This is a genomic window from Segeticoccus rhizosphaerae, assembly GCF_009192725.1.
Classification (GTDB): domain Bacteria; phylum Actinomycetota; class Actinomycetes; order Actinomycetales; family Dermatophilaceae; genus Segeticoccus; species Segeticoccus rhizosphaerae.
The window spans coordinates 1-707 of record NZ_VOHR01000672.1 but is presented as its reverse complement, the minus strand read 5'-3'; the positions used below and the strand labels follow the sequence as shown (position 1 = coordinate 707).

Here is a 707-nt window from a genome sequence, read left to right as displayed (position 1 = left end):
CTACGAGCCGGGAAGCCGCGACTGCGCCCACGCCGACGTCGTCCGCGCCACCGGCTCCCTCCTGCACGCCGAGCTCGCGCAGGCAGTCGCGGAGTGGCCCCTCGCGACGCAACCGCCGCGGCACCGATGGGACCGTGCGGAGCGGATCGCGTTCGGTGCCGGCTGCGTCGACCTTGCCGAATTCGCCGAAGCGCAAGCGGACCTGGCCCGCGAACTGCTCTCCGAGCGCACCGACGAGCCGCTCGGGGCCAACCAGCTCGTCCACGGTGATCTGGCCGGCAACGTCCTGCTGGACGCGGCCGACGTCCCGCTGGTGATCGACTTCGCGCCCTACTGGCGACCCGTGCTGTGGGCCGATGCCGTGTGCGTCCTCGACCTGGTCATGTGGGCGGGTGCGGACCCTCGGCTGATGCACGACTGGACGGGTGGAGCCCGCCTGCAGGCGATGCTGCGGGCGGCGCTCTTCCGGTTGCTGGCCGACGACGGGCCGGACGCGGCCCACGTGGACGCCTACCGCCGCCTGCTCCGTCCGCTGCTGTGAGGGGACGACCGCCGCGGATGCCCGGCGACCGCGGCGCTCACCGAAGCTCGCGCAGCAACGGCATGACGTCCTGGGTGAACTGGGTCAGGAACCGCTCCTGGTCGCCCCCGGGACCGTGGAAGACCAGGTGGTTCAACCCCGCGTCGACATACGGCTTGATCTGCGC

At 72.4% G+C, this 707-nt stretch carries 1 protein-coding gene; it reads left to right on the top strand.

The window, feature by feature from the left end; genetic code table 11:
• Positions 1-541 (top strand): aminoglycoside phosphotransferase (locus tag FRW57_RS23760; protein WP_162529486.1); only part of this gene is annotated, 541 nt, incomplete at its 5' end.
• Between the last annotated feature and the right edge of the window lie 166 nt (positions 542-707).